Source organism: Phreatobacter sp., from assembly GCF_022843985.1.
Lineage (GTDB): Bacteria > Pseudomonadota > Alphaproteobacteria > Rhizobiales > Phreatobacteraceae > Phreatobacter.
Genome location: NZ_JALHMP010000010.1, coordinates 16,704 through 41,922 on the forward strand (window position 1 = coordinate 16,704; position 25,219 = coordinate 41,922).

A 25,219-nucleotide genomic window follows, 5' to 3' on the forward strand; every position below is an offset into this window, starting at 1 on the left:
CAGGTCGGTTCCGGCGCTGGTCGTCATGTCAGGGCTCCGTCGGCGGGGGTCAGGCGGGCGGAATGGGGGTGTATGTCAGTCATTGCTCTCGCCCTGCTGCCACTTCCGGCGCTGCAGCCCGAACCACGAGAACATGATGGCGGCGAGAAGGAAGGGCACCATGGAGATGGCGATGGCCGCGCCCTCTCCGAGATTGCCGCCGAGAATGCCGCGCTGGTAGGACAGGGTCGCCATCAGATGGGTGGCGTTGACCGGCCCGCCGCGGGTCATCGCCCAGATCAGCTGGAAGTCGGTGAAGGTGAAGAGCACCGAGAAGGTCATCACCACCGCGATGATCGGCGTCAGAAGCGGATAGGTCACATAGCGGAAATTCTGCCAGCGGGTGGCCCCGTCCAGCGTCGCCGCCTCGTAGAGCGAGGGCGAGACGGTCTGCAGGCCGGCCAGCAGCGTGATCGCGATGAAGGGGATGCCGCGCCAGATATTCGCGAAAATGACCACGCACTGGGCCATGAAGGGATCGCCCATCCAGTTGATGGGGGATCCGCGATCAATGATGCCCATTTTTACCAGCCCCCAGGTGATGACCGAGAACTGGGTGTCGAAAATCCACCAGAAGGCGACCGCCGAGAGCACTGTCGGCACGATGAAAGGGATGAGCACCACGGAGCGGATGAAGGCCTTGAACGGCAGGTTGTTGTTGAGCAGCAGCGCCAGATAGAGGCCGATCGCGAATTTCACGGCCGAGGCGACGAAGGTGAAGACGATGGTGAAGATGAGCGCCCCGATGAAGTCGCTGTCCTCGCTGAGCCACTCGAAGTTCTCGAGGCCCACGAACCGCCCCTCACGCCCGATGCGGGCGTCGGTGAAGCTCATCCACAGGCCCTTGCCGAGCGGATAGACCAGGAAGAGAACCAGGAAGGCCATGGCGGGCACCATGAACCAGAAGCCCAACCAGTTGCGGTTGACCTTGAGCTGTTGCCAGGCCGAGGGCTCGCCCGGCATGGGGCGGGCTTCGGTGCGTGCGACGGCGGCATCGGCCATGGTGTTCTCCGGAAAACTGTCGAGAACGGGGGCGGCACGCCGCCCCCGTCCGGAATGCGTCGGGCAGCCGCGCCGCCCGGCCGATCAGCGATAGATGCGGCGAAGCTGACGCTCGGCGACGCGGATCGCGCCCTCGACGTCTTCCTTGCCGGTGCAGTGGTTGGCAAAGAGGTCGACCACGATGAAGTCGGCGATGGCGGTCGCCGCCTTCTCGTTGATCGGCCCCCTGTAGCCGGCGGGGAAGGAACGCTTCGCCGACTCACCGAACACCCGTGCCTTGGGGTCGCGCGTCCAGACCGGATTGCTGTCATAGGCATTGAGGACGTGCGTCAGGTAACCCTCGGCCGCTTCCAGCCACGGATTGAAGTTCTCGGCCTCCAGGATGAAGGCCATGAAGGCCTTGCAGGCGTTCGGGAACCGCGAATAGGTCATGCCGAACATCGGGAAGGCGAGCTGGATCTCCGCCGGCTTGCCGATCGGGCCGATGGGCCAGAAGGCATGGTCCATGTCGGCGGCGATTTCGCGCTGCTTGGCATCCTGCGAGACGCGGGCGGCGGCATAGATCGAGATCCCGTTGGCCGTCAGCGAGATTTCACCCGAGAGGAAGGCGCGGTTGTTGTTTGAGTCGTTCCACGCCGCCGTGCCGGGAATGAAGGTGTCCCAGAGTTCCTTGGCATAGCGCAGGGCCGCACGGGTCTCGGCCGAGTTGATGGTGATCTTCTCGTTCTCGTCGACCTGGGCGGCGCCGTGCGACCAGAGGAGCCAGTGGGCGAAGGCATTGCCGTCACCGGTGGCGCGTCCCAGCGGGAAGCCGGAGGGCGTACCCTTGGCCTTCAGGGCCTTGCAGAGCTCGAGGAAGCCCTTCGTGTCCTGCGGCACCTCGTTGAAGCCGGCGGCCTTGAGCATCGAGATGCGGTAGTTGATATAGCCGCCGTTGACGGCGACCGGGATCGAGATCCACTTGCCGCCGGACTTACCGTAGGCTTCGGCCAGCGGCACCCAGCCGCCATATTTCTTGCCGAGATAGTCGGCGACGTCGGTCACCTCCAGGCACCTTTGTGGGAAGAGGTGCGGCACGGAATAGAGCGACCAGATGAGATCGGGGCCGGTGCCGGTATTGGCGGCGACCGAGGCCTTGGGCTGCACGTCGTCGAAGCTCTCGCTCGACACGTTGACGCGACAGCCGGTCGCCTGGGTGAAGGCCGCCACCATGCGGTTGAACTGGGCGTCTTCCGCCTCGACGAAGCGGCGCCAGCGCAGGAGGTTGAGGGTCGCGCCGGTTTCCGGCCTGAAGGGCGAGGTCTGCGCCCAGGCCTTGGCCCAGTCAGTGAGGCCGGAGCCGGTGAGAACGCCCGCGGCGGCGGCGCCCTTGACGAGGGTACGACGAGTGAAGGCAGTCATCAGGTTATCCTCCCATAAGGATCCGGAGCCCATCTTCGCCGTGGACCTTGCCGGTTTTTGTCGACACGGGTTTGCCCCGCCTGTTGGTTCGGACGCGCCGGTGCTCTACTGGCGCGCCAGGGTCTTTCCCGACTGTGCATCGAACAGATGCGTCACCCGGCGATCGGTGCCCAGGCGGATCTTGTCGCCGGGTTTGAAGTCGTGGCGCTCGCGGAACACGGCGATGACCTCCTGGCCGTCGAGCCGGGCAACCACCTGGATTTCCGAACCCGTCGGCTCGACGACGACGACCTCCGCCGCGGCGCCGGCCTCGTTGTCGATGAGGAAATGTTCGGGCCGGATGCCGTAGATGGCCGGCTGGCTGGCCGAGGCCGACGGCGGCGTGCCGAGCGGTAGGCGGGCGCCGCCCTCCAGCACAAAGCTCTGGCCGTCGATCTTGCCGCGGAGAAAGTTCATCGCCGGCGAACCGATGAAGCCGGCGACGAAGAGATTGACCGGGTTGTCATAGAGATCGAGCGGCGCGCCCATCTGCTCGACGATCCCGTCATGCATGACGACGATCTTGTCGGCCATGGTCATCGCCTCGATCTGGTCGTGGGTGACATAGACGGTGGTCGTTTTCAGCCGCTGGTGCAGTTCCTTGATCTCGGTGCGCATGGCGACACGCAGCTTGGCGTCGAGGTTCGACAGCGGCTCGTCGAAGAGGAAGACCTGGGGGTCGCGGACGATGGCGCGCCCCATGGCGACGCGCTGCCGCTGGCCGCCGGAAAGCTGGCGCGGGAACCGGTCGAGCAGGGCACCGAGATTGAGGATCTCCGCGGCGCGCTTCACCTTGGAGTCGATCTCGCTTTGCGGCGCGTTCCTGAGCTTCAGCGAGAAGCCCATATTGTCCGCCACCGTCATGTGCGGATAGAGCGCGTAGTTCTGGAACACCATGGCGATGTCGCGCTCTTTCGGCGGAACATTGTTCACGACGCGGTCGCCGATGGCGATCTCGCCGCCGGTAATGTTCTCAAGGCCCGCGATCATGCGCAGCAGGGTGGACTTGCCACAGCCCGACGGGCCCACCAGCACGACGAATTCGCCATCCGCGATCGGAACGGAGACGCCATGGATGATCGCGGTCGAGCCAAAAGACTTTCGCACGTCGCGAATGTCGACGGATGCCATTCACATTCCTCCCGTGGGTCCCTCGACCCTGCCTTCTGCCGCCGGCCCTTGACCTGGGCTCTGTGATCCGGTCCCGTGGGACCAGTGCGGCCATATGGCTTCTTTCGAGAGACAGTGTGGCATGCCGAAAATGGAAATCAAGTGTGATCACGGTCCGGCAGGGCTGACATTTAATCGGTTGAATGCGGGAAAATTTCTGCCGTACTGACCGATATTCATCGCGCCGGCGCCTGAGGGAGACGACCCATGACGAAGCCCGACCTGCTCATGACCGGCCCCATGATGCAGACCATCCAGGACCAGTTGGCGCAGCGGTTCACGCTGCACAAGCTCTGGGAGGCGGCCGACAAGGAGGCCCTTCTGCGCCAGCTCGCGCCGAGTGTCGTCGCTTTCGCCTCGGGCAGCCATGTTTCCTGCGATCCCGCCCTGATGGGGCGGTTTCCCGGCCTCAAGATCGTCTCGTCCTTCGGCGTGGGCTATGACCATGTCGACGCCGCCTGGGCCGGCCAGAACGGCATCGTCGTCACCAACACGCCCGATGTCCTCAACGAGGAGGTCGCCGACACCGCCCTCGGCCTGCTCCTGTGCACGATGCGCCAGTTTCCCCAGACCGACCGTTATCTGCGCGCCGGCAAATGGCTGGAGAAGCCCTATCCGCTGACCGGCACGCTGCGCGACCGCAAGGTCGGCATTCTCGGCCTCGGCCGCATCGGCAAGGCCATCGCGCGGCGCCTTGAGGCCTTCGGGCTGCCGGTCGTCTATCATGGCCGCTCGGCCCAGCCGGATGTCGCCTACCGCTATTACCCCTCGCTGGTCGAGATGGCCCGCGACGTCAACGTTCTGATGATCGTCGCTCCGGGCGGTGCCGCCACCAGCAAGATCGTCAACCGCGAGGTGCTCGAGGCGCTGGGTCCCGACGGCGTCGTCATCAATGTCGGTCGCGGCACGGTCATCGACGAGGCGGCGCTGGTTGAGGCACTCCGCAAGAAGACCATCCTGTCCGCCGGCCTCGATGTTTTCGAGGACGAGCCGCGCGTCCCGGCGGAACTGATCGCGATGGACCACATCGTCCTGTTCCCCCATGTCGGATCGGCCTCGGTCCACACGCGCAACGCCATGGCGCAGCTCGTCGTCGACAACCTCGTCTCCTGGGCCGACGGGAAGGGGCCTCTCACCCCGGTGTCCGAGACACCCTGGCCGCCGACGATGTGAGGCGGACGGGAGGCGGTCAGACCGCCTCCACCACCAGCACGGCGCCCTGGAAGGCGGTGACGCGGACCCGGGCGCCTGTGGCCAGGTCCGGTCCCGTCACCAGCCAGACGGAATCGGCGATGCGGACGCGTCCGCGTCCGGCCTGGATCGGCTCCTCAAGCACGAATTCGTTGCCGATCAGCGCCTCGAGGCGACGGTTGAGGTCGGGCTTGTCGCTCGTGGTCCCGTTGGTGGCTTTCATCACCTTCACCCAGCCGAAGAGGCAGAGCAGCGACAGCACCGCGAAGACCAGGAGCTGAATCTGCCAGGGGCCTGGCATGACCAGGAAGGTCATGCCGGTGAGGGCCGCGGCGGCCCCGAGCCAGATCAGGAAATAGCCGGGGACGAGAATCTCCGCTGCCATCAGGACTGCCGCGAAGGCGATCCAGCTCCAGGCCCCCCAGCTGGCCAGCGTTGCAAGAATCATCTCAGCCTCCCGCGCTGGGCACGCTGCCGCTGCGTCCTGGCGGCCGCGGGGCAGGGCCGTCGGGACCAAAGGCGGCCTTGGCGATCTCGCCGATTCCGGCAAGCGAGCCGAGGATCTGCGTTGTCTCGATCGGCAGGATCAGCGTCTTCTGGTTGGGTGACATGGCAAGCCCCTCCAGTGCCTTCAGATATTTCTCCGCGATGAAATAGTTCACCGACAGCGCATTGCCGCCGGCAATGGCGGCCGACAGCATCTCGGTGGCCTTGGCCTCCGCCTCCGCCTGGCGCTCGCGGGCCTCGGCATCGCGAAAGGCGGCCTCCTTGCGGCCCTCGGCCTCGAGGATCTGCGACTGCTTCTCGCCCTCGGCCCGCAGGATCTCCGACTGGCGCTGTCCCTCCGCCTCAAGGATGACGGCGCGCTTCTCGCGCTCGGCCTTCATCTGCCGGCCCATGGCGGCGACAAGGTCGGCTGGCGGCGCAATGTCCTTGATCTCGATGCGGTTCACCTTGATGCCCCAGGGTGCCGCCGCCTGATCGACGACGCGCAGCAGGCTCTCGTTGATCGTGTCGCGGTTGGACAGCAGGGCATCAAGATCCATGGAGCCCATCACCGTGCGGATATTGGTCATGGCGAGGTTCATCAGCGACAGTTCCAGCCGCGTGATCTCGTAGGACGAGCGCGCCGCGTCCAGCACCTGGAAAAACAGCACGCCGTCCACGGTCACCTTGGCATTGTCCTTGGTGATGACCTCCTGGCTCGGCACATCGAGCATCTGCTCCATGACGTTCACCTTGTGGCCGATCCGGTCAATGAACGGCACGATCAGCTTCAGGCCGGGATGCAAGGTCCGGATGTACCGGCCGAACCGCTCCACCGTCCATTGATAGCCCTGCGGCACCGTCTTGATGGCCGCAAAGAGAAACAGGATCACAACGAGGGCGATGGCGATGAGCGCGATGTCGCTACCGGCGAATGGGATCATGATGTCTCTCCGTTGCGAATGGGGGAAGCGAGGCGCCCGGCATGGCGGCGACAGTGTCCCGGCCCGACGCTCCGAACGGCAATCAAGATGGGCCGGCCAGCAGCACGCCTATCCTGATCCCGAGCCCGGACTAGGCGTAACACGACGGCTGCAGGGAACCATCTATATATTGCGCTGCCATGGCGCGAGGCCCACCCGGACATTTCGCCGGCGCTACATTGTTGCGAATGCCTCGCAACTGGCTTGACAGGGGCCGGCCTCACCCTCATGTTAATGCAAATGAGTTGCAACAGCGATGTTGCGGGGACCCCTTGGCTCTGAGCAGGTGATGCAATGATTTCCGATGTCAGCCGCCGTACCCTTCTTGCCCTTGCCGCAGCAACGGCGGCAACCGCACCGTGGCCAGCGCTCGCCCAAGGCGCCCGCAAGCCGTCCGTCGTCACCACCACGGCCATGCTGGCCGATGCCGTCAGGATGCTGGCTGGCGAGCAGGTCGCCGTCGAGGCGCTGATGGGCGAGGGGGTTGATCCCCACCTGTACCGGCCGACCCGCGCCGACATCGTCAAGCTGACCCAGGCCGACCTCGTCATCGCCCATGGCCTCGGCCTTGAAGCCCAGTTCCGCGAGACCTTCCAGCAATTGGCGCGCCAGCGGGCACCGCTTCTCGCCGCCGAGGCGATTGGCCGCGATCAGTTGCTCAAGGACGAGGAGGTCGCCGACAAGCCCGATCCCCACGTCTGGATGGACCCGGCTCTTTGGACCGTCGTCGTCCGCGCCGTTGCCGAGCGCCTCGCAGGGCTCGATCTGCCCGGTCGCACCAAGCTGACGCCGGATCTGGCGCCTGTGCTCACCCGGTTGGAGGCGCTGGGCGCCTATGCCGGACAGGTCTTGGGTTCGATCGCGCCGGAGCGCCGCGTCCTCGTTACCGCTCACGACGCCTTCGGCTATCTGGCCCGCGCCTATCGCTTCGAGGTTCACGGCATCCAGGGCCTGTCGACGGAAAGCGAGGCTGGGCTTCGGGCCATCGAGGCGACGGTGGACCTCGTGGTTCAGCGCCGCCTCCCCGCGATCTTCGTCGAGAGTTCGGTTTCCGACCGCAATGTTCGCGCCGTCATTGAAGGCGCTGCGCGTCGGGGCCATACTCTCGTCGTTGGCGGCGAACTCTTCTCCGACGCCATGGGCAAACCCGGCACCTATGAAGGAACCTATGTCGGTATGATCGACCACAACGTCACCACCATTGCGCGCGCGCTCGGCGGGGCGGCTCCTGAAAAGGGCATGTCCGGACGGCTCACAGGCTGAGGAGTGGACATGCTTGCCGTCACGCCACCCGAGGCCCTCGCCCCGGCCATCGGCCGTCTGGCCGTGGAGGGGCTGTCGGTCGCCTATCGCGGCGTGCCCGTTCTCAATGACGTCAGTTGGGAGGCCCCCGTCACCGGGCTCACCGCCATCGTCGGGCCGAACGGTGCGGGCAAGTCCACGCTCATCAAGGCGATCCTCGGCCTGGTGCCCTCGACCGGCCGCGTCACCATTGGCGGCCGGAGCGTCGATGCGATGCGCGACGCCACCGCCTATGTCCCGCAGCGGGCGACGGTGGACTGGGACTTTCCGGCGACGGCCCTCGACGTCGTCCTGCAGGGCATGGTGCGCGAGCCCGGCTGGTTCCGCGGCTATGGCCGGGCCCGCCGGGAACGGGCGCTCGCCCTCCTCGACCGGGTCGGCCTCGCCGATCTCGCCGGCCGCCAGATCGGCCAGATGTCCGGTGGCCAGCAGCAGCGCGTCTTCCTCGCCCGCGGCCTCGCGCGCGACGCCGCCATCCTCTTTCTTGATGAGCCGCTGGCCGGCGTCGATGCCGCATCCGAGCGCATCATCCTCGACGTCTTCGATGACCTCGACCGCGATGGGCGGCTCGTCGTCTGTGTCCACCACGATCTCGGGACGGTTTCCGAGCGCTTTGCCGACGTGCTGGTGCTGAACAAGACGGTCATTGCCGCAGGGCCGGTCCAGGTGGCCTTCACCCCGCAAAACCTCGCGCGCGCCTATGGCGTCCCGTTGACTGTCTGAGAGGCATGGACGCGGTCCTCGCTCAGCTTTTCGCCGTCGTCACCTTCCAGGCCGGCTTCAACACGACCGTCGTCATGCTCGGCGCCGCCGCGCTCGGCTGCGCGGCCGGGGCGGCGGGAACCTTCGCCATGTTGCGGCGGCGGGCCCTCGTCTCCGACGCCGTTGCCCATGGAACCCTGCCCGGCATCGCCGCGGCCTTCCTCGTCGCCGCCCTGCTCGGCCGCTCGCCGCGCGAGGCCGGCTGGCTGATGGCTGGGGCGGGCATCGCGGCGCTTGTCTCGCTCCTCGCCATCGAATGGCTCGGCCGCCGGCCGCGTGTCGGCCATGACACCGCCACCGCGGTGGTGCTCGCCGCGGGCTTCGGGCTCGGCCTCGCCCTCATGTCGGTCGTCCAGACCCTCGCCATCGGCCGCCAGGCGGGACTCGAATCCCTTCTGTTCGGCTCTGCGGCGGGCATGCTCCCCGGCGAGGCGCAGATGATGGCGGGCCTCGCCCTCCTTGTGCTCGTTGTCATCGCGCTGCTGCTCAAGGAATTCTCGGCCGTCGCCTTCGATCCGGATTTCGCCGCGACGGTGGGCCTGCCGGTGGCCCGTCTCGACGCGCTGGTCGCCCTCGTCTGTGCCGTCGTCGTCGTGGCCGCTCTGCCCATTGCCGGCTTCGTCCTCGCGATTGCCCTCGTGGTCATCCCGCCCGCCGCAGCCCGCTTCTGGTCCGACCGCGCCGGGACCGTCGTCGCCGTCGCCGCCGCCGTCGGCGCCGTCTCGGCCTTCACCGGCGCGGCGCTCTCGGCCGTCTTGAAGGACACGCCGACCGGCCCCGCCATCGTGCTGGTTGCGGCGCTGCTGTTCACCCTCAGCCTCACCTTCGGGCGCGCCCGCGGCCTTCTCAGGAAGAGCACGTGATGGCCGAGTTCTGGACCGTCGATTTCGTGCCGCTGCTCGCCGCCAGCCTGTCGGCGCTTGCCTGCGCCCTTGTCGGCAACCTCCTGGTCCTCACCCGGCGCGCCATGGCCGCCGATGCCCTGAGCCATGCCGTCGTCCCTGGCGTCGTGGTGGCCGTCGCCATCACCGGCCTTTCCGGCAGCATCGTTGCGCTCGCCGGGGGGCTCGCCGCCGCCTTTGCGGCTTCCGGCCTGGTTGCCTTCCTCATCGCCGCCGGCCGGGTCGAGCCAGGCACGGCGCTCGGCGTCGTCTTCACCAGCTTCTTCGCCTTCGGCATCCTGGTGCTCGAATGGACCGGCCTGTCGCGCACCGGCTTCGACATCCACCATGTGGTGACTGGCCATCTGGAAGGCCTCATCTGGGTGAGCCGTGATCCCGGGGGCTCAGCCGGGCTCGTCCAGGCGTTCATGGACCTGCCGCAGGTCGTCTTTGAACTCGGCCTGGTTCTGGTCCTCGTCGTTGCCATCCTCGCCGCCTTCCGCAAGGAATTCGCCCTTCTCGCCTTCGATCCGGTCTTCGCGCGCGCGAGCGGCCTGCCGGTTGGGCTGCTGGAGGCCGCTCTCCTCACCGCCACGGCGCTCGCCTGCACCGCCGCCTTCAAGTCGGTCGGCGTCGTTCTGGCCGTCGCCATGATCGTCTGCCCGGCCGCAACCGCCCGTCTGCTGACGACGCGGCTCTCGCACCAGATGGCGCTGTCGGCCGCCATTGCATTCGCAACGGTCCTCGTCGGCTATGCCGCCGCCGTCTTCGGACCGCGGTTGTTCGGCTCCGCACTGGCGCTGAACGCGGCGGGAACCATTGGCGCCGTGGCAGGTCTGGCGCTCGCCGCGACCGCCGCATGGCGGGCCCGCGCCTGACCTGGCGCAAATCCATCGGCCCTGTGGCCGCGTAACAGCTTTCAACCTTGACCATTCAGGCGTATCACCCGCGCCCATGAGCCAGATCCACCGCGAGTCCCCATGCGCGAGATGAAACTTCCTGCCGGCCACGTTCCCGTGAAAACGGGCAAGATCGGCGTGCTGCTGATGAACCTCGGGACCCCCGATGGCACCGACTATTGGTCCATGCGCCGCTATCTGAAGGAATTCCTGTCCGACCGGCGCGTCATCGAGACGTCGCGCGCCATCTGGTGGCCAATCCTGAACCTCATCATCCTTCAGACCCGGCCGCAGAAGAAGGGCAAGGACTACGCGACGATCTGGAACACCGAGAAGGACGAGAGCTTTCTCAAGACCATCACCCGCAACCAGGCGGACAAGCTCGCCGCCCATCTCCAGGGTGTCAGCCCCGACATCCATGTCGAATGGGCTATGCGCTACGGCAACCCCGCCATCAAGCCGGCCATCGAGCGGCTCATGGCCGAGGGCTGCGACCGCATCCTCGCCTTCTCGCTCTATCCGCAATATGCGGCCGCAACCACGGCGACCGCCAATGACCATGTCTTCCGCGCCCTGATGCAGATGCGCTGGCAGCCGACCCTCCGCATCGCGCCGCCCTATCACGACGAGCCCGCCTACATCGCCGCCCTTGCCCAGTCGGTACGCGACCACCTCGCCACGCTGGATTTCGAGCCGGAGGTCATCCTCACCTCGTTCCACGGCATGCCGAAGAGCTATCTCCTGCGCGGCGACCCCTATCATTGCCAGTGCGCCAAGACCTGGCGCCTGCTGCGCGAGGAACTCGGCTACACGACCGACCAGATGATGATGAGCTTCCAGTCGCGCTTCGGGCCCGACGAATGGCTGAAGCCCTATACCGACGAGACGGTCGAGACCCTGGCGAAGAAGGGCGTCAAGAAGCTCGCCATCATCGCCCCGGCCTTCTCCGCCGATTGCCTGGAGACGCTGGAGGAACTCGATGGCGAGAACCGCCATATCTTCGAGGAGCATGGCGGCGAGAAGTTCACCTACATCCCCTGTCTGAACGAGTCGGATCTCGGCATGAAGGTGATCACCACCGTGGTCGAACGCGAACTCCAGGGCTGGATCTGACACCCGGACTTCGCCGGCTTTCTCTGCCGCCGTGGGGCGCCGTCACCCCACTGGCCGCGTGTCCTCAATGACCTTGCCGTCATTGGGCAGGGAGCCGGGCTTCACCGGCTCCACGGTGCCTTTCAGCTTCAGGATCGCCTGCAGGCTCTCGCCGACGGCGTGGACGAATTCCGGCGAGCGTGCGCGCGATTCCACCTTCAGCGTCATGGCGTCGGTCTCGCCGTTGCGCGCCACCACCAGCCGCGCCCGGGCGATCTCGGGATGGCGGCGGATGACCTCCGCCACCTGTTCGGGGCGGACGAACATGCCCTTCACCTTGGCGGTCTGGTCGGCGCGGCCCATCCAGCCCTTGATGCGGGTATTGGTCCGCCCGCAGGGCGAGGCACCGGGGAGGATGGCGGTGAGGTCGCCGACGGCGAAGCGGATCAGCGGGTGATGGGGGTCGAGCACCGTGATCACAACCTCGCCGACCTCGCCGGGCGTCACGGGGTCGCCGGTCCCCGGCCGGACGATCTCCAGGATGATGTCCTCGTTGAGCACCAGGCCCTCGCGCGCCGCGGTCTCATAGGCGATGACGCCACATTCGGCGATGGCATAGGTCTGATAGGCGTCGACCCCGCGGGAGGCGATCTCCTTCTGCAGCGACGCCGGGAAGGCCGCCCCGCCGACCAGCGCACGCTTGATCGATGAGGCGTCGCGGCCCTTCTCCCTCGCGGCGTCGAGCAGGATCTTCAGAAAGTCCGGAACGCCGGCATAGGCGCTCGGCCGATAGGCCTCGATCAGGTCGAGCTGGGCCTCTGTATTGCCGGGTCCGGCGGGGATGACGGCGCAGCCGACCGCCCGCGCGCCGGAATCGAAACACCAGGCCCCGGGCGTCAGGTGGTAGGACAGCGTGTTCAGCACGATGTCGCCGCGCTTGAAGCCCGCCGCCGCCATGGCGCGCCCGACCCGCCAGACGTCGTGGCCGATGGCCTCGGGTTCGAAGATCGGTCCCGGCGACATGAACAGCCGCCCGAAGGCGCTGGGCTTGCCCGGCACGAAGCCGCCGAAGGGCAGCGCCGCCTTCTGCAGGGCCGGCAGGTCCGCCTTCCGCTGGATGGGCAATTCCGCGAGCGCCGCCCGCGAGGTGATCCCCCGCGGATCGATCTTGCCAAGGTGGCGCCGCCAGGCCGGGACCTTCATGGCGGCGGTGAGCACCTGCGGCAACCGCTTCATCAGGTCCTTCTCGCGCGCGGCGTCGTCGCGCGTTTCGCGCTTGTCGTAATGGCCAGCCATGATGATCTCCCTCGCCGATGAGTATCGGCGCTGGCCGGGGCCGCGCCAAGTCCAACCTTGGTCCGAATGAACCCGGAGGTTGTAGAAAGTATGTTTCGCCAAAGAGCGGCGCGAGAGAACTTACGTAGCGTCAGCTGATCCAGCCGCAGCCTTTCAGCGCGGCCTCCATTGCCGGCGGCGGCGGCGCCTCCGCCACCACGGCCGGGCGCTTCGGATCGAAGGGCAGCACAAGGGACCGGGCGAGGAGATGCAGTCCCGGTCCGCCGACCCGCGGCGCCTTGCCGTAGATCGTGTCGCCGAGAATGGGAAAGCCACTCTCCGCGCAATGGAGCCTCAGCTGGTGGGTGCGTCCGGTGACCGGTTCCAAAGCGAGCCAGCTCCGCCCCTCGCCCCGCCCGAGCACCCGGTAGCGCGTCAGCGCCGGCTGGCCCTTCGGGTCCGCCTTCATCCACCAGCCGCGCTTCGGATCGCGCGGGCTCATGGCGATGGTGATCTCGCCGGCAGCGTCGGCCGGGCCACCCTCCACCACAGCCCAGTAGGTCTTGGTCACCTCGCCGCGCTTGAACATCAGGCCGAGCCGTTCCAGCGCCCGCCGATGGCGGCCGAGCACCAGGCATCCCGCCGTGTCCTTGTCGAGCCGGTGGGCGAGTTCCGGCGCCCGCGGCAGCCCGAACCGCAGCAAGTCGAGATGGTCGGTGAGCGTCTCGCCGCCGCCGGGCCCCTTGTGGACCGGCAGGCCGGCCGGCTTGTTCAGGATCAGCACATTGGCGTCGCGATGGAGCAGGCGCGGGATCAGTCCGAGCGGATCGTCGGGAACGGGGTGCGGGGCAGCTGACGTCATGGATCCTTGATAGGATGCCGCCGCCGCGCCCGCCAGCCTTCCCCGCGCTGCCGGCCTAGCCATGGCGGGCCATCCGGCCTAAATGCCGGTGACGCCGCCTGCACTTTTCTGCCCCGTTGCCAGCGAGATCCCTTGCCGATGTCCGATCAGCCGAAGCCCGACGAGCCGAAGCGGCCCGGTTTCTTCAAGCGGCTGTTCGGCCAGGACGAGCCTGCCCCGCACCCGCCGGCACGGCCGGCCGCGGCCGCCCCGGCCGATGCTGAATCCGCGGCACCGGCCGAGCCGCGGAGCTGGTGGCGCCGGCTCACCGAAGGGCTGTCGCGCACGTCCTCCAAGCTCGGCACGGGGGTCACCGACCTCTTTACCAAGCGCAAGCTCGATCATGCGACGCTCGAGGAGCTCGAGGACCTCCTGATCCAGGCCGATCTCGGCGTCGAGACTGCCGGGCGCATTGCCGGCGCCCTTTCCAAGGGCCGCTTCGGCAAGGACATCGCGCCGGAGGAAGTGCGCGCTGTCCTCGCCGGCGAGATCGAGGCCGTTCTCGGTCCCGTTGCCCGGCCCCTGGTCATCGACCCCGCCGCCCGGCCCTTCGTCATCATGGTGGTCGGCGTCAACGGTGCCGGCAAGACCACCACCATCGGCAAGCTCGCCGCCAAGTTCCGCGCCGAGGGGCGCTCGGTCATGCTGGGCGCCGGCGACACGTTCCGCGCTGCCGCCATCGAGCAGCTGAAGATCTGGGGTGAGCGCACCGGCGCGCCGGTTGTCACCCGGCCGCAGGGGTCGGATGCGGCGGGCCTCGCCTTCGACACGGTGTCACAGGCGCAGGAGGCGGGCACCGACGTCGTCATCCTCGACACGGCTGGGCGGCTGCAGAACAAGTCGGAGCTGATGGCCGAGCTCGAGAAGGTTGTGCGCGTCATCCGCAAGGTCGATGCCGCCGCGCCTCACGCCGTGCTCCTCGTCCTCGACGCCACGACCGGCCAGAACGCCCTGACCCAGGTCGACGCCTTCGCCCGCACCGCCGGCGTGACCGGCCTGGTCATGACCAAGCTTGACGGAACGGCCCGCGGCGGCATCCTCGTCGCCGTCGCGGCGAAGACCGGGCTTCCCGTTCATTTCATCGGCGTCGGCGAAGGCATCGACGATCTCGAACCCTTCGCGGCGCAGGATTTCGCCCGCGCCATCGTCGGCCTCGACGAGGGCTGACGGGCCTCAGTGCGGCATGCGATGGTGGCGCCCGTGCCGATGGTGCCGATGGTGCGGCCGGGGAAGCATCTCCGCCGTGGCAGCCGGGGCGAAATAGTAGGTGCGCGGCGTCACGATCGGCCGATAGACCACCGGCCTCTCGGTGGCGAACCAGCCGGTCCAGAACGGGCTCGCCGCGGCCGGGGCCACCGGTGCGAGGAAGGTCACCAGGGCACAGATGGTGAGCGCGAGCATGAACGACGGGCGGCGTGACATGGCGATACTCCGGAGACGGACGGCGAGAATGCCGCAACAGAGTCACCAATCCGTTTCCACCTGCGACGCCCGGACCGGGTGGCGCCGCGCTCCTGATCGGTTAGAACCTTGTTGATGAGTACCAACAGCCCGAGATCCGACGACGACGCGAAGCGGCAGGAGGAGGCGCGGCGCATCCTGGAGCGCGCCCACCGCGATTCCGCGCCCATCCTCGAATCCGCCCTGCGGCGCAGCGGCGATTTCCTCACCGCCCGCGGCGAATCCGAGGATCCCGCGGAGATCTGGGGCAAGCGCATCGGCCGGGGCCTCGCCATCGCCATCGGCATCGGCTGCCTCATCTATCTGGGCTTGACCTATGGCCGCTGAGAGCGCCGCAGCCCTCGCCGGCCTGAAGGCACCGGATCTCGAAGCCTTCGAGGCCATCGCCGCCACCGCCTATGCCGGCCTGCCCGAGGACTTCCGTGCCCTCTGCAAGGGTCTCGTCATCCGCGTCGAGGATTTTCCCACCGAGGAGGTCCTGAAGGAGATGGAGGCCGAGACCGATTTCGATCTTCTCGGCCTTTTCCAGGGCACGGGCATGCCGTTTCAGTCCGTCCAGCATTCCGGCGCCATGCCCAATATGATCTGGCTCTACCGGCGGCCGATCCTCGACTACTGGGCCGAACATGACGAGACGCTCGGCGCCGTCATCGCCCATGTGCTGATCCATGAGATCGGCCACCATTTCGGCCTGTCGGATGAGGACATGGAGGCGATCGAGCGGCGCGGGGAGTGAGCGGCAGGGCTTCGACGGTGCGTCAGCCCTTGCCGAACTTCCACCACTTCTTCTTTTCCTCCGGCATCTCCTCGCCGGGGGCGGGCGGGGCGACCACCTTCGAGAAGCTGTCGAAGAATTCGCCCGCCAGCTTCTTGGCGGTGGCATCGATCAGCCGCGAGCCGAGCTGGGCGATCTTGCCGGAAATCTGGCTCTTCACGTCATAGGTGAGGAGCGTCACCCCTTCGCTCTCCTCCGTCAGTTTCACCGTGGCGCCGCCCTTGGCCATGCCGGCGACGCCGCCATTGCCTTCGCCGGAAATGGTGTAGCCGTTGGGCGGATCGATGTCGGAGAGGGTGACGCTACCGGAGAAACTCGCCTTGACCGGCCCGATCTTCAGCACCGCCTTGGCGGCAAAGCCATTGTCGCCGGTGCGCTCCATGCTCTGGCAGCCGGGAATGCACTGGCGCAGCACATCGGGATCGTTGAGCGCCGCCCACACCACTTCCCGCGGGGCCTCGATACGCTGGGTGCCAGTCATGTCCATGGGATGGGGCCTTCGATTGGGGCGATTTCGGAGCGGAGACTAGGACCGGCGGCGGGCGGCTGTCGAGCCCGTCTTCGGCAGGGCGCCCGGTCAGCCGCCCGGCTTCTCGCCGGCGGGCCATTCGACCGCCTTCAGCGCGTCAGCCAGCCGGGCCTTGGCCGAGCCCGGCCGCAGCGGCTTCTGCTGGCTGTCATGCGGCGCCCAGCCCGACAGGGTGACGACCTGGAAGGTGGCGCGGATGCGGCCGTCCGGATCGGCAAAACGCGCGTGGTAGATGGCGGCCATGCGCAGCAGCGTCGCGCGTTTCAGGGGAACGCGTCGGCGGGCGACGAGCGGGTTGGTGGCACCCATGGCGCGCAGGTCCCGCATCAGCGCGAAGACATCGCGGTAGCGCACCGTCAGCCGGTCGGAATCCGTGACCGGCAGTGCGAAGCCCGCCCGTTGCAGCAGGCCGCCGATGTCGCGGACGTCGGCGAAGGGGGCGACCCGCGGTGACAGCCCGCCATCCAGCTCGCTCTCCGCGGCGGCGAAGGCCTGGCGCAGTTCGATCAGGGTATCGCCGCCGAGGAGCGCCGCGAGAAAAAGGCCATCTGGCTTCAGCGCCCGGCGCACCTGCACGAAGAGACCCGGCAGGTCGTCGACGAATTGCAGGCCCAGTGCCGAGACGGCGAGGTCGAGGCTCTGCTCGGCGAAGGGCAGCATGTCCGGGGCGGCGACGACGACCGGCGCGGCACGCCGCCGGGCCAGTTCCTCCACCGCCTCGGTCGCGAGCACGACGGGCCATCGGCGCGCCGCAAGGGCTGTCCGCAGCGCATCGGTCGGTGTTGCGATGTCGGCGATGTCGGTGAATGTCCGCTGCACCAGCAGCAGCCGGTCGGCAATGTCCTCGGCGACGTCGGTCAGCAGAAAGTCTGCCACCTCTCCCCGCGCGGCGCGAAGCCGGCGCCGTCCGGCGAGGTGGTTGTCGAAATGCTGCATTGTCATCGGCGGCATATGGTGCATGGCCCATCCTGCGTCAAATTCGCGGCGAGCCTTGCCCTTCAGCGTCTTTGCCGCGAAAGATCGCCCGAGAAGAAGGATCACCGATGCTCAAGGCATGGCGCGTCACCTGGGACGCAGTTGACCGGTTCCTGGCGAATGACGGCTGGGCAACCGCCAGCCACATCGCCCTCAACGGGCTGATGTCGCTGTTTCCGTTCCTCATCCTGGTCACGGCGCTGGCGAGCTTCGCCGGTGTGCGGCCCTATGGCGACGAGGTCACGCGCATCCTGCTCGAGGCCTGGCCGGAAGTGGTGGCCCGGCCCATCGCCCGGGAGATCGAGACCGTGTTGACGACGACGCGCACCGACCTCCTCACCATCGGCGCCCTGCTCGCGGTCTACTTCGCCTCCAACGGCGTCGAGGCCCTGCGAACATCCCTCAACCGCGCCTACGAGGTGCGCGAAGGCCGCTGGTGGTACATGTGCCGCCTGGAATCCATCGCCTATGTGCTCGTCGGGGCCCTGGCCTTGCTGGTTGTGGCGGTTCTCGTGGTCCTCGGCCCGCTGATCTGGGCGACGGCAGTGCGTTTCGTGCCGGGCCTCGCACCGCTCGGCTGGGTGGTGCTGTTCCTGCGCGTGGCAGCGGCGTCCCTCGTCATCGTCATCGCCCTGACCCTGGTGCACCTGTTCCTGCCGGCCGGACGCCGCCGGTTCATCGACGTGCTGCCGGGCATCGTCATCACCCTGGTCCTGTGGCTGGCCGCCGGCAGCCTGTTCGGCACCTATCTCGCCAGCTTCGCCCAGAATTACGTCAACACCTATGCCGGCCTCGCTTCGGTCATGGTCGCGCTGGTGTTCCTCTACTATTCCGCCGCCATCTTCGTCCTCGGCGGCGAGTTCAACGCGGCGATCGGGCGCGCCAGCGGCCGCATCGTCTGACGCGACTTCACACCGTCCGCAAGGCCGTGATCGGGTCGAGAAGGCTCGCCCGCTTGGCCGGGTACCAGCCGAAGAAAACTCCGACGAGCCCGGAGAACAGGACAGCGCCCAGGATCGACTGCGGCTCGACGAGCAGCGGCCAGCCGAACCGGGCGGAGACCGCAAAGGCGGCGCCGAGCCCCACCATGATGCCGATGACGCCGCCGATGGCTGCCAGGGACGTCGCCTCGATGAGAAACTGGCGCATGACGTCGCGCCGCCTGGCGCCGACCGCCAGCCTCAGCCCGATCTCCCGCGTGCGTTCCGTGACGCTGACCAGCATGATGTTCATGATGCCGATGCCGCCGACGGCGAGGGATATCGCGGCCACCGCCGCCAGCAGCAGCGACAGGGTGGTGGCGGCGCCCGCTGCCGTATTGGCGATTTCCGTGAGGTTGCGGATCTGGAAATCGTCCTCCTGGCCGGGCTGCAGCCGGTGCCGCTGGCGCAGCAGCTGACGGATGTCGTCTTCCGCCTGGGCCATGCTCTCGCCCTCGCGGATCTTGACGTGGATCACCCCGACCGAGCGGGCATTGGCGCGGTTCACCCCGACCAGCCTCTGCCGCAGGGTCGGCAGCGGCACGAAGGTCGTGTCGTCCTGGTCCTGCCCCATCATCGACTGGCCCTTGGAGGCCATGACACCGATCACCGTGAAGGGGACGGCCCGGATGCGGACGGTCTCGCCAATGGGGTCGACGCCTTCGCCGAACAGGTTGCGCGCCACCGTCTGGCCGAGGATCACCACCTGGCCGCCGCGCGAGGTTTCCTCCGGCTCGAAGAGCCGACCGGTCGCAATCGACCATTCCCGTGCCTCGAACCAGCCGAGATCGACGCCCACCACCTCGGTGAACCAGTTATTGCCGCCGGCGACCACCTGCGTCCGGGTGCGGCTGTTGGGGGCCGTCACCTGGACGCTTGGCACCTCCGCCTCGATGGCGCGGGCATCGTCCTCCGTCAGCGAGGAGGAGGCGCCGAGCCCGAGGCGCACGCCGCCCTGGGTCACGTTGCCGGGCAGGACGATGAACAGATTGGCGCCGAGCGACTGGACCTGCGCCAGCACGCGGTCGCGGGCCCCGCCGCCGATCGCCACCATGGCAATGACCGCGGCGACGCCGATCACCATGCCGAGCATGGTCAAGGCCGAGCGCAGCTTGTGTGCCCGCAGGGCCGAAAGGGCTTCTCGGATCGCTTCCATCATGGTCATGGCGCGATGATAGCAGACCATCGCCGCCCCACACATGAATTGCCCGTAAGGGAGATGTTCCGTTGAGGGCCATTAATGCACGAAAGCACTGTGTCTTTCCCCTATGGTAAGATATGTCTGCTTTTCGTGAGGCAATGACACACTTGAGCGATTCGGCCCGACATGGCGGAGAGCATGCGGCGCAGGTGAGCAGCGGGTCTGTCCGTTTTGGCCTGAATTGGTATCTCGGCGGCCTGGTGATCGTGGCGCTGGTGCCGATGATTGTGGCCGCCGCCCTCGCCCTGTTGCAGGCCGGTCGGGCCTATGAGACCGCCGCCGCCGCCCGCCTTCTCGATACGGCCCGCACGCTGGCGCGGGCAGCCGAGGGCGAAATCGCGGCCGGGGCGACGCTGCTCGACGTGCTCGTCCGGGTGCCCCATGCGGTTCCGTCGACGGAAGGTGTCGATCCCTGGGCCGCCGCCGCGGAGCAGAAGATTGGTGGCCGGTTGGTGGAAGAGGTTTTCGCCACCCTGACCGGCATCCCGGATCGGCAGGGCCTGTCGCCGCAGGGCATTCCGCTGGACGTCCTGCGTCGGGCCATGCAGACGGGCAAGGCCGCCGTCTCCGATCTCTTCACCGATCCCGGCACGAATTCGCAGCGGATCGCCATCGCCGCCCTCGTGGCTTTCGACGAGGCCACCATCCGCTTCGCTGCCCTCGTGATCCCGCCCGGGCGCCTGGTCCACGTCCTCCAGCAGTCGGATACGGCCGAGACGGACCGTGTCCTGGCCGTCGTCGATGGTCAGGGTCATTTCATCGCGCGCTCACGCGACAGCCCCGCTTTTGTCGGCCAGCCGGTACCGGAATTGGCCCGGATCAAGGCGATCGGCTCCGAAGCCGGCATTTTCGAAGGCCATACGGCGGACGGTCGCTCGGTCGTCTTCGCCTTCCAGACGCTCAAGGGTACGCCGGGCTGGGTTCTGGGGGTGGGGGAACCGCTCAGCATCTTCCGCGCCCGCAACCAGGCTCCCCTGATCGACCTGGGTGTCGGCGCCATCGGCGCCCTTCTGCTCGCCCTGCTCGCTGCCGCCTGGATCGGCAAGACGGTCCTGCGCCCGGTCCAGACCCTCGTCGCGCGGGCGAGGCAGGTCGCCGCCGGGAATGACGGAGCCACTCCCGCCGTGGCCGCGCCCTCGGGTATCGCTGAGTTCGAGGATCTGCGCCGCAGTCTGGAAGTGTCGGAACGCGTGCTGCGAGACCGTGCCGAGGCGCAGGGACAGGTTGCCAGAAGCCTCGCCCAGAGCGAGAAGCGCTACCGTTTGCTCGCCAGCACGGGTGCACTGGTCTTCTGGCGTCGTGACACGGCCGGCGTCGTCAGCGCCACCGGCTGGGAGCGGCTCGCGGGCTCGTCCACCGACATCGAAGCCCCCTGGGGCGCCCTGGACCTCTCCTGGTACGACAATCTCCACCCCGACGACGCGCCGCTCGTCCGCGCCGCCTGGATCGAGGCCCAGCAGAGCCGCGACCAGTTCGACATCGAATACCGCATCCGTCGCACCGACGGCACTTGGCGCTGGGTCCGCTCGCGCGGCACGAAGGTCGACAGCGAGGACGGCACCGGCGAGGAATGGATCGGCGTCATCGAGGATGTCGATGCCCGCCGCGACGCCCAGGCCCGCATCGCCCATCTTGCCCAGCATGACCCGATGACCGGGCTCCGCAACCGGCTGTTCTTCCAGGACCGCCTCGCGGCTGTCTGCGACAGCGGCCCGGGGGCAGTCCAGACGGCGGTGCTGTGCATCGACCTTGATCGGTTCAAATGGGTCAACGACTCCCTTGGCCATGCCATCGGTGATGCCGTCCTGGTGATGGTCGCGGAGCGCCTGAAGGCATGCATCCAGACGGGCGATATCGTGGCCCGGATCGGCGGCGACGAATTCGCGGTCATCCAGATGAACGGCGCCCAGCCCGAAGCGGCCTCGTCCCTTGCCCATGCGATCGTCGAGGCCATCGCTGCCCCCATGCTGATCGGCGACCATTCCGTGGCGATTACGGCCAGTATCGGCATCGCCCTGCCGGATGAGGAAGGTCCCGTTGCCGTCCTGCGCAATGCCGACATCGCCCTGGATCGCGCCAAGATGGACGGGCGCGCCCGGTTCGCCTTTTTCGAACAGGCGATGGACGCTTCCATGCAGGTGCGCCTCCGCCTGGAACGCGACCTCAGGGCGGCCGTCGCGCAGGGCCAGTTCGCCCTGCACTACCAGCCCATCGTGGCGGTCGGCTCCTGCGCCCTCGTCGGGTTCGAGGCGCTCGTCCGCTGGCACCATCCCGAGCGCGGCACGGTGCCGCCGGGCGACTTCATCGGCCTCGCAGAAGATATCGGGCTGATCGGCGCGCTGGGCCGCTGGGTGCTGGACAAGGCCTGCGCCGACGCCGCGCTCTGGCCGCGCCCGGTCAAGGTTGCCGTCAACGTCTCGCCCAAGCAGCTTGCCGACAGCAACTTCCCCGATATCGTCGACGCGGCATTGAAGCGTTCGGGCCTCGCGCCGGCGCGGCTGGAACTGGAGATCACCGAAAACGCGCTGATGGACGATGTCGAGGGCGCGATGAACGCGCTTCTCCGCCTCAAGCAGACCGGCTGCGCCCTCGCCATGGATGATTTCGGCACGGGCTATTCCTCGCTCGGCTACCTGCGCACGTTCCCCTTCGACAAGGTCAAGATCGACCGGTCTTTCGTCAAGGATCTGTCGGGGACCAGAGAGAGCAGCGCCATCATCCGGGCCGTGACGGGCATGTGCGACAGCCTTGGCATCATCAGCACGGCTGAAGGCGTCGAAACCGAAGAACAGCTCGCTTTCCTGCGCGAGGAGCGCTGCACGGAAGCCCAAGGGTTTCTGTTCGGGCGGCCTGAACCCGCCAAAGACCTCCCCGCCGTCTTCGACAGGTTCCCGGGCGGCCATGTGCTGACGCTGGATCCCTTCGCCAGGACCGGCGGCGTGCGCGCATGACGCGGCGATAATCCATGCGTAGCCCACCTTCCCGTCTCGCCGGCCTTGGGTTAAGGGCAGGGCCGTCCTGAACCTCATTGCGGCAGCCGAGGATCGCCATGGCCAAGTTCGTGCCCCCCGTTTCCCCTCTCGCACCGAAGACGGTGCCCTCCATGCCGCCGATCGACGGCGTGACCCTGGCTACCGCCGAGGCCGGCATCCGCTACAAGAACCGTACCGATGTCCTGGCTGTGGGCTTGGCGGCCGGCACGACGGTCGCCGGCGTCTTCACCCGCTCGAAATGCCCATCGGCGCCGGTCGACTGGTGCCGCGCCAATCTGGCTGGCGGACGGGCGCGTGCCCTCGTCGTCAATTCCGGCAATGCCAACGCCTTCACCGGCCGCAAGGGCCGCGACGCCGTGGCCCTGACCGCGAAGATCGCGGCCAAGGCGGCCGGCTGCAAGCAGTCCGAGGTCTTCCTCGCCTCGACCGGTGTCATCGGCGAGCCGCTGGATGCGACGAAATATGATGCCGTGCTCGACAGGACCTTCGCCGCCGGCCGTGCCGACGGCTGGCTCGACGCCGCCAGGGCCATCATGACCACCGACACCTTCCCGAAGGTCGCCACGGCGACGGCCCGTCTCGGCGGCGTCACGGTCACCATCAACGGCATGGCCAAGGGCGCCGGCATGATCGCCCCGGACATGGCCACGATGCTCTCCTTTGTCTTCACCGACGCGCCGATCGAAGCCCCCGTCCTGCAGGCGCTCCTGTCGAAGGGCGTCAGGACGACGTTCAACGCCGTCACGGTGGACAGCGACACCTCCACCTCCGACACCTTGATGCTGTTCGCCACCGGCGCCGCCGAGAAACGCGGTGCGCCGCGCATCGCCGAAACCGGCGACCGCCGGCTCGCCGGGTTCCGCAAGGCCCTCCAGGCCGTCCTTGCCGATCTCGCCGAACAGGTTGCCCGCGACGGCGAGGGCGCGCGGAAGCTGGTCCACGTTGTGGTCAAGGGCGCCGTCTCCGCCGCCTCGGCCTTCCGTGTCGCCAAGTCGATCGCCGACTCGCCGCTGGTCAAGACCGCGATCGCCGGCGAGGACGCCAACTGGGGGCGCGTCGTGATGGCCGTCGGCAAGGCGGGGGAACCTGCCGAACGCGACCTTCTGTCGATTTCCTTCGGCGATGTCCGGGTCGCCCATCGCGGCGAGCGGGACCCCGCCTATGACGAGGCGGCCGCCAGCGCCGTGATGAAGGCGGATGTGATCACCGTCACCGCCGACCTCGGGCTCGGGCGCGGCACCGCGCGGGTCATGACCTGCGACCTGACCAAGGACTATGTCGCGATCAACGGTGACTACCGGTCCTGACGATCTGTCGCGCATTGGGCCAGGTTTCGCCTATACCTCAGCGCAAACGTTAACTTCTCTGGGCTAGAACAGGCATCGCCATGACCTTGAGGCTGGTTTTTGTTGCCGCCTGCGCCCTGGTTGATCCGGACAACCGGATCCTCCTGGCGGAGCGGCCGGCAGGCAAGCCTCTCGCGGGTCTTTGGGAGTTCCCCGGCGGGAAGGTCGAGCCGGGCGAGAGGCCGGAAGAGACGCTGATCCGCGAGCTGCGCGAGGAGCTCGGGATCCGTGTCGAGGAACCCTGCCTCGCGCCGCTGACCTTTGCCAGCCACGCCTACGAGACTTTTCAGCTGTTCATGCCGCTGTGGGTCTGCCGGAGGTGGGAGGGAAGCGTCCAGGGTCGCGAAGGGCAGCGGCTTCTATGGGTCAAGCCGGGCCGGCTGAGGGATTATCCGATGCCGGCGGCCGACGAGCCCTTGATCCCCTTCCTCACCGAATTGCTCGGCGAGGCGCGCGACTGAGAGGAGACGCCAGGATGGCCCGCAGCTTTCGGCACATGACACGCCTGATCAGGCGCTTCACTTCGGACAGCTCCGGCGCCACCGCGATCGAATATTCGCTCATTGCCAGCGGCATCGCCGGCGTCGTGATCCTGGCCGTCTATACGCTCGGTGACACTGTCAACGAGACCTTTTTCACCAAGCTGGTCAACGCCTGGAACAAGTGACGGTGGCCGGCATCATCGCGCCTGCGCGCGACGATGCCTTGTGGTTTGTCCGCGTCAGACGACGTACTGGCCGCCATTGATGGACAGCGTCGCGCCGGTGATGAAGCCGCTGTCCTCGGACGCGAGGAAGACGACGGCCCGCGCGATCTCTTCCGGCTCGCCGAGGCGGCCGACCGGGATCTGCGGCAGGATCCGCGTCTTGAGCACTTCCGGATCGATCGCCGCCACCATTTCCGTGCCGATATAGCCGGGGCAGATGGCGTTCACGGTGATGCCGGCGCGGGCGCCTTCCTGCGCCAGGGCCTTGGTGAAGCCGATGTCGCCGGCCTTGGCCGCCGAATAGTTCACCTGGCCCGCCTGGCCTTTCTGGCCGTTGATCGAGGAGATGGTGATGACGCGCCCGAACTTGCGGTCGCGCATGCCACTCCAGACCGGGTGGGTCATGTTGAAGACACCGGTCAGATTGGTGTCGATGACCTCCCGCCACTGGCTGAGGGTCATCTTGTGGAACATGCCGTCGCGGGTGATGCCGGCATTGTTGACCAGAATCTCCACCGGTCCGAGTTCGGCCTCCACCTGCCGGATGCCGGCCGCGCAGGCCTCGTGGTCGGCGACGGACCACTTGTAGACGGGAATGCCCGTCTCGGCCTTAAACTTCGCCGCCGCCTCGTCATTGCCGGCATAGTTTGCCGCAACCTTGTAGCCGGCGTCCTTCAGGGCCCGCGAGATCGCCGCGCCGATGCCGCGCGTGCCTCCCGTGACCAATGCCACTCTCGCCATGAATGATCTCCCTCGCTGGCGTTCCCTTGGATCAACGATTCGGTGTTCCCGCCCTCTTGTGAGACGGGTTGTATCATCACTTCATCGGG

26 protein-coding genes are annotated in these 25,219 nt (G+C 67.5%); 14 read left to right on the forward strand and 12 right to left on the reverse strand.

Annotated features, from left to right (window positions below):
• Positions 1–75 precede the first annotated feature (75 nt).
• The 3 genes from Q0C57_RS08815 to ugpC form a co-directional block, all read right to left on the reverse strand.
• Positions 76–1,041, reverse strand: a complete 966-nt coding sequence (locus Q0C57_RS08815) for a carbohydrate ABC transporter permease (protein WP_296575083.1) — start codon at positions 1,039–1,041, stop codon at positions 76–78.
• A gap of 84 nt (positions 1,042–1,125) precedes the next feature.
• Positions 1,126–2,442, reverse strand: a complete 1,317-nt coding sequence (locus Q0C57_RS08820; RefSeq protein ID WP_296575088.1) for an ABC transporter substrate-binding protein — start codon at positions 2,440–2,442, stop codon at positions 1,126–1,128.
• A gap of 105 nt (positions 2,443–2,547) precedes the next feature.
• Positions 2,548–3,612 (reverse strand): sn-glycerol-3-phosphate ABC transporter ATP-binding protein UgpC, encoded by a 1,065-nt coding sequence (ugpC, locus tag Q0C57_RS08825; RefSeq protein WP_296575091.1) that lies wholly within the window; start codon positions 3,610–3,612, stop codon positions 2,548–2,550.
• A 246-nt stretch (positions 3,613–3,858) separates the two neighbouring features.
• On the opposite strand from ugpC, the gene Q0C57_RS08830 reads away from it, so the two are divergent.
• Positions 3,859–4,824 (forward strand): 2-hydroxyacid dehydrogenase, encoded by a 966-nt coding sequence (locus Q0C57_RS08830; protein ID WP_296575094.1) that lies wholly within the window; start codon positions 3,859–3,861, stop codon positions 4,822–4,824.
• 16 nt (positions 4,825–4,840) lie between these two features.
• Here Q0C57_RS08830 and Q0C57_RS08835 read toward each other — a convergent pair whose 3' ends face one another.
• Together Q0C57_RS08835 and Q0C57_RS08840 are read right to left on the reverse strand one after the other, a co-directional pair.
• Positions 4,841–5,290: an NfeD family protein gene (locus Q0C57_RS08835; RefSeq protein WP_296575098.1), complete on the reverse strand. Its 450-nt coding sequence runs from the start codon at positions 5,288–5,290 to the stop codon at positions 4,841–4,843.
• 1 nt (position 5,291) lies between these two features.
• Positions 5,292–6,272 (reverse strand): SPFH domain-containing protein, encoded by a 981-nt coding sequence (locus tag Q0C57_RS08840; protein ID WP_296575100.1) that lies wholly within the window; start codon positions 6,270–6,272, stop codon positions 5,292–5,294.
• A 333-nt stretch (positions 6,273–6,605) separates the two neighbouring features.
• Between Q0C57_RS08840 and Q0C57_RS08845 the strand changes: the two genes are divergently transcribed.
• From Q0C57_RS08845 to hemH, 5 genes are all read left to right on the forward strand, one after another.
• A complete protein-coding gene (locus Q0C57_RS08845) occupies positions 6,606–7,574 on the forward strand; it encodes a zinc ABC transporter substrate-binding protein (RefSeq protein WP_296575103.1) in 969 nt (322 codons plus the stop codon).
• Positions 7,575–7,583: 9 nt separating this feature from the next.
• Entirely contained in the window at positions 7,584–8,336 is a 753-nt protein-coding gene (locus tag Q0C57_RS08850) for a metal ABC transporter ATP-binding protein (protein ID WP_296575107.1), read from the forward strand.
• Positions 8,337–8,341: 5 nt separating this feature from the next.
• Positions 8,342–9,238 (forward strand): metal ABC transporter permease, encoded by an 897-nt coding sequence (locus Q0C57_RS08855; RefSeq protein ID WP_296575109.1) that lies wholly within the window; start codon positions 8,342–8,344, stop codon positions 9,236–9,238.
• A complete protein-coding gene (locus Q0C57_RS08860; protein ID WP_296575112.1) occupies positions 9,238–10,134 on the forward strand; it encodes a metal ABC transporter permease in 897 nt (298 codons plus the stop codon). The genes Q0C57_RS08855 and Q0C57_RS08860 overlap by 1 nt, the downstream gene beginning before the upstream one ends.
• 102 nt (positions 10,135–10,236) lie before the next feature.
• Positions 10,237–11,268, forward strand: coding sequence for a ferrochelatase (gene hemH, locus Q0C57_RS08865; RefSeq protein WP_296575115.1), 1,032 nt, complete (start codon positions 10,237–10,239; stop codon positions 11,266–11,268).
• Between the two features lie 42 nt (positions 11,269–11,310).
• On the opposite strand, the gene Q0C57_RS08870 is transcribed toward hemH, so the two are convergent.
• The gene (locus Q0C57_RS08870) at positions 11,311–12,543 is read right to left on the reverse strand and encodes an AMP-binding protein (protein WP_296575118.1); all 1,233 of its coding nucleotides are present in this window, start codon (positions 12,541–12,543) and stop codon (positions 11,311–11,313) included.
• A 130-nt stretch (positions 12,544–12,673) separates the two neighbouring features.
• On the reverse strand, positions 12,674–13,384 hold the full coding sequence (locus tag Q0C57_RS08875; protein ID WP_296575121.1) for an RluA family pseudouridine synthase: 711 nt from the start codon (positions 13,382–13,384) through the stop codon (positions 12,674–12,676).
• 138 nt (positions 13,385–13,522) lie between these two features.
• On the opposite strand from Q0C57_RS08875, the gene ftsY reads away from it, so the two are divergent.
• Complete coding sequence (gene ftsY, locus Q0C57_RS08880) at positions 13,523–14,590, forward strand: signal recognition particle-docking protein FtsY (protein ID WP_296575124.1); 1,068 nt, start codon at positions 13,523–13,525, stop codon at positions 14,588–14,590.
• A 6-nt stretch (positions 14,591–14,596) separates the two neighbouring features.
• Here ftsY and Q0C57_RS08885 read toward each other — a convergent pair whose 3' ends face one another.
• Positions 14,597–14,845 carry a hypothetical protein gene (locus Q0C57_RS08885; RefSeq protein WP_296575127.1) on the reverse strand — a complete coding sequence of 83 codons (249 nt, stop codon included), beginning with the start codon at positions 14,843–14,845 and terminating at the stop codon, positions 14,597–14,599.
• A 114-nt stretch (positions 14,846–14,959) separates the two neighbouring features.
• On the opposite strand from Q0C57_RS08885, the gene Q0C57_RS08890 reads away from it, so the two are divergent.
• Both Q0C57_RS08890 and Q0C57_RS08895 read left to right on the forward strand, forming a co-directional pair.
• Positions 14,960–15,211 (forward strand): hypothetical protein, encoded by a 252-nt coding sequence (locus tag Q0C57_RS08890; protein WP_296575129.1) that lies wholly within the window; start codon positions 14,960–14,962, stop codon positions 15,209–15,211.
• On the forward strand, positions 15,201–15,620 hold the full coding sequence (locus tag Q0C57_RS08895) for a metallopeptidase family protein (protein WP_296575131.1): 420 nt from the start codon (positions 15,201–15,203) through the stop codon (positions 15,618–15,620). Before Q0C57_RS08890 ends, Q0C57_RS08895 begins: the two co-directional genes overlap by 11 nt.
• 22 nt (positions 15,621–15,642) lie before the next feature.
• On the opposite strand, the gene Q0C57_RS08900 is transcribed toward Q0C57_RS08895, so the two are convergent.
• Together Q0C57_RS08900 and Q0C57_RS08905 are read right to left on the reverse strand one after the other, a co-directional pair.
• Positions 15,643–16,146: a carbon monoxide dehydrogenase subunit G gene (locus tag Q0C57_RS08900; protein ID WP_296575133.1), complete on the reverse strand. Its 504-nt coding sequence runs from the start codon at positions 16,144–16,146 to the stop codon at positions 15,643–15,645.
• Positions 16,147–16,236: 90 nt separating this feature from the next.
• The gene (locus Q0C57_RS08905) at positions 16,237–17,148 is read right to left on the reverse strand and encodes a methyltransferase domain-containing protein (protein ID WP_296575136.1); all 912 of its coding nucleotides are present in this window, start codon (positions 17,146–17,148) and stop codon (positions 16,237–16,239) included.
• 83 nt (positions 17,149–17,231) lie between these two features.
• On the opposite strand from Q0C57_RS08905, the gene Q0C57_RS08910 reads away from it, so the two are divergent.
• Positions 17,232–18,065 carry a YihY/virulence factor BrkB family protein gene (locus Q0C57_RS08910; RefSeq protein ID WP_296575139.1) on the forward strand — a complete coding sequence of 278 codons (834 nt, stop codon included), beginning with the start codon at positions 17,232–17,234 and terminating at the stop codon, positions 18,063–18,065.
• A 7-nt stretch (positions 18,066–18,072) separates the two neighbouring features.
• Here the strand turns inward: Q0C57_RS08910 and Q0C57_RS08915 are convergent, their stop codons facing one another.
• Positions 18,073–19,329 (reverse strand): ABC transporter permease, encoded by a 1,257-nt coding sequence (locus Q0C57_RS08915; RefSeq protein ID WP_296575142.1) that lies wholly within the window; start codon positions 19,327–19,329, stop codon positions 18,073–18,075.
• A 164-nt stretch (positions 19,330–19,493) separates the two neighbouring features.
• Here Q0C57_RS08915 and Q0C57_RS08920 point away from each other — a divergent pair, with 164 nt between their 5' ends.
• The 4 genes from Q0C57_RS08920 to Q0C57_RS08935 all read left to right on the forward strand — a co-directional run bounded on the left by Q0C57_RS08920 (position 19,494) and on the right by Q0C57_RS08935 (position 24,350).
• Positions 19,494–22,295, forward strand: a complete 2,802-nt coding sequence (locus Q0C57_RS08920; protein ID WP_296575145.1) for an EAL domain-containing protein — start codon at positions 19,494–19,496, stop codon at positions 22,293–22,295.
• 98 nt (positions 22,296–22,393) lie between these two features.
• Positions 22,394–23,644 carry a bifunctional glutamate N-acetyltransferase/amino-acid acetyltransferase ArgJ gene (gene argJ / locus Q0C57_RS08925; protein WP_296575147.1) on the forward strand — a complete coding sequence of 417 codons (1,251 nt, stop codon included), beginning with the start codon at positions 22,394–22,396 and terminating at the stop codon, positions 23,642–23,644.
• An 80-nt stretch (positions 23,645–23,724) separates the two neighbouring features.
• Positions 23,725–24,144: a (deoxy)nucleoside triphosphate pyrophosphohydrolase gene (locus Q0C57_RS08930; protein WP_296575150.1), complete on the forward strand. Its 420-nt coding sequence runs from the start codon at positions 23,725–23,727 to the stop codon at positions 24,142–24,144.
• A 35-nt stretch (positions 24,145–24,179) separates the two neighbouring features.
• On the forward strand, positions 24,180–24,350 hold the full coding sequence (locus tag Q0C57_RS08935) for a Flp family type IVb pilin (protein ID WP_296575436.1): 171 nt from the start codon (positions 24,180–24,182) through the stop codon (positions 24,348–24,350).
• 54 nt (positions 24,351–24,404) lie between these two features.
• Here the strand turns inward: Q0C57_RS08935 and phbB are convergent, their stop codons facing one another.
• Positions 24,405–25,130 carry an acetoacetyl-CoA reductase gene (phbB, locus tag Q0C57_RS08940; RefSeq protein ID WP_296575152.1) on the reverse strand — a complete coding sequence of 242 codons (726 nt, stop codon included), beginning with the start codon at positions 25,128–25,130 and terminating at the stop codon, positions 24,405–24,407.
• Positions 25,131–25,219 lie beyond the last annotated feature (89 nt).

What these genes read in the sequence shown, in the direction of transcription:
- Q0C57_RS08885 (WP_296575127.1), bottom strand. Translation starts at nt 14,845, where the DNA reads ATGTCACGCCGCCCGTCGTTCATGCTCGCGCTCACCATCTGTGCCCTG.
- Q0C57_RS08875 (WP_296575121.1), bottom strand. Translation starts at nt 13,384, where the DNA reads ATGACGTCAGCTGCCCCGCACCCCGTTCCCGACGATCCGCTCGGACTG.
- Q0C57_RS08835 (WP_296575098.1), bottom strand. Translation starts at nt 5,290, where the DNA reads ATGATTCTTGCAACGCTGGCCAGCTGGGGGGCCTGGAGCTGGATCGCC.
- Q0C57_RS08870 (WP_296575118.1), bottom strand. Translation starts at nt 12,543, where the DNA reads ATGGCTGGCCATTACGACAAGCGCGAAACGCGCGACGACGCCGCGCGC.
- Q0C57_RS08815 (WP_296575083.1), bottom strand. Translation starts at nt 1,041, where the DNA reads ATGGCCGATGCCGCCGTCGCACGCACCGAAGCCCGCCCCATGCCGGGC.
- argJ (WP_296575147.1), top strand. Translation starts at nt 22,394, where the DNA reads ATGGCCAAGTTCGTGCCCCCCGTTTCCCCTCTCGCACCGAAGACGGTG.
- Q0C57_RS08905 (WP_296575136.1), bottom strand. Translation starts at nt 17,148, where the DNA reads ATGCACCATATGCCGCCGATGACAATGCAGCATTTCGACAACCACCTC.
- Q0C57_RS08860 (WP_296575112.1), top strand. Translation starts at nt 9,238, where the DNA reads ATGGCCGAGTTCTGGACCGTCGATTTCGTGCCGCTGCTCGCCGCCAGC.
- Q0C57_RS08915 (WP_296575142.1), bottom strand. Translation starts at nt 19,329, where the DNA reads ATGGTCTGCTATCATCGCGCCATGACCATGATGGAAGCGATCCGAGAA.
- ftsY (WP_296575124.1), top strand. Translation starts at nt 13,523, where the DNA reads ATGTCCGATCAGCCGAAGCCCGACGAGCCGAAGCGGCCCGGTTTCTTC.
- Q0C57_RS08895 (WP_296575131.1), top strand. Translation starts at nt 15,201, where the DNA reads ATGGCCGCTGAGAGCGCCGCAGCCCTCGCCGGCCTGAAGGCACCGGAT.
- Q0C57_RS08855 (WP_296575109.1), top strand. Translation starts at nt 8,342, where the DNA reads ATGGACGCGGTCCTCGCTCAGCTTTTCGCCGTCGTCACCTTCCAGGCC.
- Q0C57_RS08830 (WP_296575094.1), top strand. Translation starts at nt 3,859, where the DNA reads ATGACGAAGCCCGACCTGCTCATGACCGGCCCCATGATGCAGACCATC.
- hemH (WP_296575115.1), top strand. Translation starts at nt 10,237, where the DNA reads ATGCGCGAGATGAAACTTCCTGCCGGCCACGTTCCCGTGAAAACGGGC.
- Q0C57_RS08930 (WP_296575150.1), top strand. Translation starts at nt 23,725, where the DNA reads ATGACCTTGAGGCTGGTTTTTGTTGCCGCCTGCGCCCTGGTTGATCCG.
- Q0C57_RS08845 (WP_296575103.1), top strand. Translation starts at nt 6,606, where the DNA reads ATGATTTCCGATGTCAGCCGCCGTACCCTTCTTGCCCTTGCCGCAGCA.
- Q0C57_RS08820 (WP_296575088.1), bottom strand. Translation starts at nt 2,442, where the DNA reads ATGACTGCCTTCACTCGTCGTACCCTCGTCAAGGGCGCCGCCGCCGCG.
- phbB (WP_296575152.1), bottom strand. Translation starts at nt 25,130, where the DNA reads ATGGCGAGAGTGGCATTGGTCACGGGAGGCACGCGCGGCATCGGCGCG.
- Q0C57_RS08900 (WP_296575133.1), bottom strand. Translation starts at nt 16,146, where the DNA reads ATGGACATGACTGGCACCCAGCGTATCGAGGCCCCGCGGGAAGTGGTG.
- Q0C57_RS08840 (WP_296575100.1), bottom strand. Translation starts at nt 6,272, where the DNA reads ATGATCCCATTCGCCGGTAGCGACATCGCGCTCATCGCCATCGCCCTC.
- Q0C57_RS08850 (WP_296575107.1), top strand. Translation starts at nt 7,584, where the DNA reads ATGCTTGCCGTCACGCCACCCGAGGCCCTCGCCCCGGCCATCGGCCGT.
- Q0C57_RS08935 (WP_296575436.1), top strand. Translation starts at nt 24,180, where the DNA reads ATGACACGCCTGATCAGGCGCTTCACTTCGGACAGCTCCGGCGCCACC.
- Q0C57_RS08890 (WP_296575129.1), top strand. Translation starts at nt 14,960, where the DNA reads ATGAGTACCAACAGCCCGAGATCCGACGACGACGCGAAGCGGCAGGAG.
- Q0C57_RS08910 (WP_296575139.1), top strand. Translation starts at nt 17,232, where the DNA reads ATGCTCAAGGCATGGCGCGTCACCTGGGACGCAGTTGACCGGTTCCTG.
- ugpC (WP_296575091.1), bottom strand. Translation starts at nt 3,612, where the DNA reads ATGGCATCCGTCGACATTCGCGACGTGCGAAAGTCTTTTGGCTCGACC.